The organism is Vibrio sp. 1078-1 (assembly GCF_033340475.1).
The window spans coordinates 1-603 of the sequence record NZ_JAWOWM010000568.1 but is presented as its reverse complement, the minus strand read 5'-3'; the positions used below and the strand labels follow the sequence as shown (position 1 = coordinate 603).

The 603-nt window shown below is 46.3% G+C and carries 1 protein-coding gene; it reads left to right on the top strand.

Annotation, left to right across the window (positions count from 1 at the left end; translation table 11 throughout):
• The coding region (locus tag R7190_RS28830) for a plasmid recombination protein (RefSeq protein ID WP_318138059.1) at positions 1–603 on the top strand (603 nt) is incomplete at both ends.

The following is a 603-nucleotide window of genomic DNA, read 5'->3' as shown; positions in this document are numbered from 1 at the left end:
GCCAGACGGAAAAGAGGATATTGAGGTATTACGCGAGTGGTACAAACAATCCAAGGAATGGCTGAACAAAGAGTTTGGAGATAATTTGGTTAATGCTGTGCTGCACAGGGACGAGGAAACGCCACACATACATTTTGTTGTTGTTCCTGTTGTGGAAAAGGATGGTAAGCATTCTTTGAGCGCGAGGGACATGTTTGGTAAGGAACAACTGGCAAGAATGCAGAGGAGTTATTATGCATCTATGGAGGGTCGTATAGCCAACATCGAACCGCCCAAGCACGGCAGCAAGCGCAAGCACACGGAGGTAAAGCATTTTTATGAGGTTCTGGATCAGGTAAAGGCTGATCTGCATGTTGCAGCAGATAACATGCTGGAGCAGCTTAAAAACGAATGCATGGATACGCTCAAGGGTAAATACCTCCCGCTAGTTGATAGGGCTGTTGAGAAGGTCGAGAGTGAACTAGAGGGACGTTTGACCGATGAGGTCAAAGCCAAGATCAAAGAGTCGTACAAGCAAGAGCTTGATAAGGAAATTGATGCTTTCCGTTCCACACCAACGCTGAAAGGAATGGAGGAGAGGGTTACTCAAAGCATTGATAAAGC